This is a genomic window from Rhizorhabdus sp. (assembly GCF_018006725.1).
Taxonomy (GTDB): domain Bacteria; phylum Pseudomonadota; class Alphaproteobacteria; order Sphingomonadales; family Sphingomonadaceae; genus Rhizorhabdus.
The window spans coordinates 1-4,631 of record NZ_JAGMXV010000317.1 but is presented as its reverse complement, the minus strand read 5'-3'; the positions used below and the strand labels follow the sequence as shown (position 1 = coordinate 4,631).

At 61.3% G+C, this 4,631-nt stretch carries 3 protein-coding genes; 2 read left to right on the top strand and 1 reads right to left on the bottom strand.

What is annotated here, in order from left to right; genetic code table 11:
• Together KAY22_RS24935 and KAY22_RS24930 are read left to right on the top strand one after the other, a co-directional pair.
• Window positions 1-543 (top strand): glutathione S-transferase family protein (locus tag KAY22_RS24935; RefSeq protein ID WP_296625824.1); only part of this gene is annotated, 543 nt, incomplete at its 5' end.
• A gap of 31 nt (window positions 544-574) precedes the next feature.
• Window positions 575-1,537: a zinc-binding dehydrogenase gene (locus tag KAY22_RS24930; protein ID WP_296625823.1), complete on the top strand. Its 963-nt coding sequence runs from the start codon at window positions 575-577 to the stop codon at window positions 1,535-1,537.
• A gap of 594 nt (window positions 1,538-2,131) precedes the next feature.
• Here KAY22_RS24930 and KAY22_RS24925 read toward each other — a convergent pair.
• On the bottom strand, window positions 2,132-4,631 hold a 2,500-nt coding region (locus KAY22_RS24925; protein ID WP_296625822.1), incomplete at its 5' end, for a UvrD-helicase domain-containing protein.

Below are 4,631 nucleotides of genomic sequence, written 5' to 3'. Positions count from 1 at the left end.
CCCTTTCTGAGCACGGTCAATCCGCTCGGCGAGCTGCCGGCGATCGTGCTGGACGACGGCACACCGCTGACCGAAATCACCGCGATCTGCGAATATCTCGAGGAGATCCAACCCGAACCTCCCCTGATCGGCAGCACGCCGATCGAGCGGGCGGAAACGCGAATGTGGGTTCGCCGCATCGACCAGAAGATCGCGGAACCGATGGGCGAGGGCTTCTCCACCGACGAAGGCAGACTCTTCTTCGAGGCCGATGCCCAGAACGGCCTTTCGATCACCAAGTCGGTGCTCCCCGCCGAAGCGGCGCCGGTGCTCAAGAAGAAGGCCCGCGACAAGATACTATGGCTCGACACCCAAATGGCCGGTCGGACCTGGGTATGCGGAGACCGCTTCACCCTCGCCGACATATGGCTCTACTGCTACCTCCAGTTCGGCGAACATCATGGGCAGCCGATCCCGGCGGAGGCCAGCTGGGCGCTGGACTTCTTCGAGCGCATGAAGGCGCGCCCGACAGCCTGGCAAGGCGGCGCGGGCAGCCTCGACTGACCGCCATGAACTCCATCAACGAAGGACTGTGATGAAGGCGATATTCTACAGCGAGAATGGCGGCCCGGAGGTCATGCGTTATGGCGACCTGCCCGATCCCGAGCCGGGGCCCGGAGACGTCCTGATCCGCACCCGCTTCGTTTCCATCGAGGGCGGCGACCTGCTCAACCGGCTGATTTCGCCGCCCGACCCTGTCCCCTTCGTTCCGGGCTATCAGGCCGCAGGCATCGTGGACGCGGTCGGGAGCGACGTGGTCCGGTTCAAACCAGGTCAGGCGGTCGTCGCGTTCAACTGGCACGGCAGCCATGCCGAGCTGTTCGCGACGCGCGAGGACTATGTCTATGCGATCCCCGAGGGGCTCGACATGCAAATCGCAGCGGCGGCACCGATCGCCTTCGGCACCGCGCATGACGCGCTGGTCGCCTATGGCGGCGTCCAGCCGGGGGAAACCGTCCTGATCCAGGGTGCCGGCGGCGGCGTCGGTCTCGCTGCGGTGCAGATTGCGCGCGACCTCGGCGCGGTTGTGATCGGTACGGCGTCCAGCGCGGAGAAGCTCGAAAGGATCAGGCCGTTCGGCCTCGACCATGGCATCAACTATCGCGAGGAGGACATCGCGAAGCGGTGCCTGGAGATCAGCGGCGGCCGGGGCATCGATGTCACAGTGGATCTGGCCGGCGGCAAGGGCAAGGATCTGCTGGTCAAGGCATTGCGCCCCCACGGCCGCTATGGCGCGGTCGGGGCCTCCACGGGCGAAATCCCCTCTTTCAGCTTTTTCGAACTGATCGGCGAGCGGCTGAATGTCTACGGCGTTTCGCTGGGCCAGGAAATGCACACGCAACGGGTGCGCGACATGGTCGAAACCGCGCTCGCGCGGCTGGCCGACGGTTCCTACCGCATGCCCATCGACCGGGTTTTCCCCCTGAGCGAGGCGATCGAGGCGCATCGCCACGTCGCCGAAGGCCATCCTTTCGGCCGGGTTTTGCTAAGTGCGTGAAGCTTGTTTTCGGAGACTGTCGAGTAAATCGGTCCTAGCCGCCTCGTCAGGAGTTCTATCTGTAATTGGAGGCCTCCCCCTGCCGCGTCCCGAGCGCCAGGCTGGGCGATGCGCCAGTATCCGTCCGTCGCCGGCCGGATCACCCACCGCGCGCAAGTCGAGGTCGGCTGGCCAAACCGGAGATCGATATAGCGGCAGATCCGTACACCAACGCCTGTTTCTTCGCCTCGCCGTACAAGCGCAGGATCTACCGGTGCAGCAGCTCGGCCAGCTGCTCGGGCTGCGTAGCAGGGCACCGAGCCGTTGCACGAAAGACGGGCCGCAATTCTCCAATCGCAGACAATCGCCGAAGCTCCGCAAAGCGAAGGGACCGATCTCGCTTCCTAGGCGGCGATCGCCAGACCGACACCCACGGGGTCGGACTCTACCAAAAACCGGTCACATTTCAGGGCAGCACGTCAGCCCATATCGCCGATCGAAGGCGGCAGTCATTCAACGGCAGGTTCCAGGATCTGGGCAAACCTTACGAGAGGTCGCCGGGTATAATTGCGGCAGCGTGAGGCACCGACACCTCAGTTGGCTCCGCGCCCTACGTCACTCGATCCGAGCGGTCGTCTTGCAGTCTGGAAATGCCGAACAGCCAAGAAACCGGCTATACGGTCCGTCCCTCTCGACCATTGTACCTTCCCCGCAGCCGGGGCACCTGTTCCCCACGCGAACCGAATTGCCCAATCTGCTCCACCTGGGCGCAGCGCCTTTCCCATTCGATGGGTTTCGGGTGAAATCGCATCCTGGCCAAGTGCTACAGCTTTCGAAGACCCCGTGGGTACCCTGACGGCGTACCAGGACACCGAAATGACACTTAGGGCATGCAACGGGTTGCTCGCCATCGACAGCCTTGATGACCAGCGCTTCGCTTTTTGCCAGCTCGACGACGAAACGGGATGGCTTGGCAAGGCTGGTGTAGATTCGCACCTGGCGCCTTGCACGCGTGAGAGCCACGTAGAACAATCGACGCTCTTCGGCCATCGGGTAGGGATCAGGAGCGGGCATCGCCAGTTGCAGCAGCGGATCATCCTCGATCTGGCTAGGAAAGCCTCTCGTGCCTTCCACCATGTTGAGGATGATGATGTAGTCAGCCTCGAGGCCCTTGGAGGCGTGGATCGTTCGAAAGTCGATATCCAGCCTGTCCCCGAACCTTCCCTGCCAATGTCGCAGGCTCCTTGGCCGATCATCACGATAGCGGCCGAGGATCAGGACCGATGTCCGCCCATCCCTCCCCGGCTCAAGCTTGCCTGCCTCCAGGAAGCCATGCATCTTGGAAAGCTGATCCTCGAGGTGCCCCGGGGCATTGGCCAGATCATCGAAACCAAAGGCAAGCAGGCTCGGCTTTTCGTATAAGTTGGTGCTCTTCACCTTCTTGGTGATCTGGGCAGGGTTGGCCATAACGAAAGCGCTGGACACCTCACAGAGCGATTGAGGGCTCCGAAAGGTCGTAGTGAGGCCGAGCCTCGTTGCATGCTCGAAGGATTTTTCGAACTCCGTCATCACCGAAATATCGGCTCCGGCAAAGCGGTTGATCCCCTGCCAGTCGTCACCCACCACGCACAGGTGCACGGGCGTCGCATGGCTCGCCGACAACGCTTTCAAGAGCCGGATACGGGCACGCGAACTGTCCTGAAACTCGTCCGCCAGAACGACCTTGAACGGGCTTCGGTATCGTCCGGCCTCGACATGGTGGGCAGCGAGCAGCATCATGTCTTCAAAGTCTATGGCATCATCGGCGCCGAGGCGCCTTTCCCACTCGTTGGAAACACGTTCGTAAATAGCGAGGAAGAGTTCCATGCGAGCGAGATGAGCCTCGCCGGGTTGGTTCCGCACGATCTCACGTAACTTCTCACGCGACAGACCATTACTCTTCACATGCTGCTGGAAAACCCGAAGCAAGCGGGCAGCCTCGCCGGCGCTAATGGGTTTTGCAGCGGGCGCTTCGCGGTCAGGGTGGAAATCAACGGCTAGCCCACGGCCAACCAGTTCGTCGTTAAGGCGGTCGAGCGCGATGCCCCTTCGGATCTCATCCGATGTGGTTTCGAAGAGGCTGGTTCCATACTCGTTATGAAGTTGGCGCTTCCAGCGGACGCCGGCGACGTAGTCGCCATCGAAATGGTCAGGGGGAAGCCCCCTTTCACCCAACGCGAAATGCTCGTGATAGAGCGAGGCATCCGGATAGAAGAAATCGGGTCGATATTGGCGATGATGTTCCGTCGCCGTTTCATGCTCATAATCTCGCTCATACTGGTAGCGGACGCCATGATAGAACAGCCAGTCGGCAATCAGGCGCTCTTCCTTGCTCTTGACAACATCGCCCATGGCCGTTGCAAAGCCTCGTCGCCCATTCCGATATACTTCAGGCGCATTCGGTTCGTTCCAGCTCCCGATATTCCGCCCGTAGATGGTGCGAAACTGCAGCCACTGGATCCGGAACCTAGCGTCCTGCGCGGCCAGTTCCTCAGCGATGGCTGCGATCATCTTCAGGTCATCGCCGGGTTCATCGAGCCAGCGAGCGAGCGAAGGCTTTCGCCCGGTCGCCTGAGCTATCACATGGAGGCCGAACGCGTGAAAGGTGCTGGCCGTCACCGCCTCGATACCCGGCAGATTTGTGAGCCTTGCCCGAATACGCATACGGAGTTCGTCGGCTGCACTCTTGTTGAAGGCCAGGAGCAAAATCTGGTCGGCGGCCGCAATATGCTCATGCAGCACGTAGGCAGCCTTCGCTACCATCGTAGACGTCTTTCCTGATCCTGCAGCAGCGACGATCTGCACATTGTCGTCCATGCAAATACAGGCGTCGATCTGTTCCTCGGTCAGGGGATTGATTTCGACGCTGTCAAAAAAGGGCTTCAATCGAATCTTCTGTCGGGCGCGGTGCTCTTGATTATGTCGGCGGAACTCCTCTTCAAGCTCGCCCTGCATATTGCCCTTGCGACTGAACCAACCGATCCGCGAGCGCTGCTCGGGGGCAGGATGAACCGAGAGGATCCGAGCCGCAGTGCCGGATGGAATCCAGCGTCGGCGATCTATCAGGGGGTCCCAC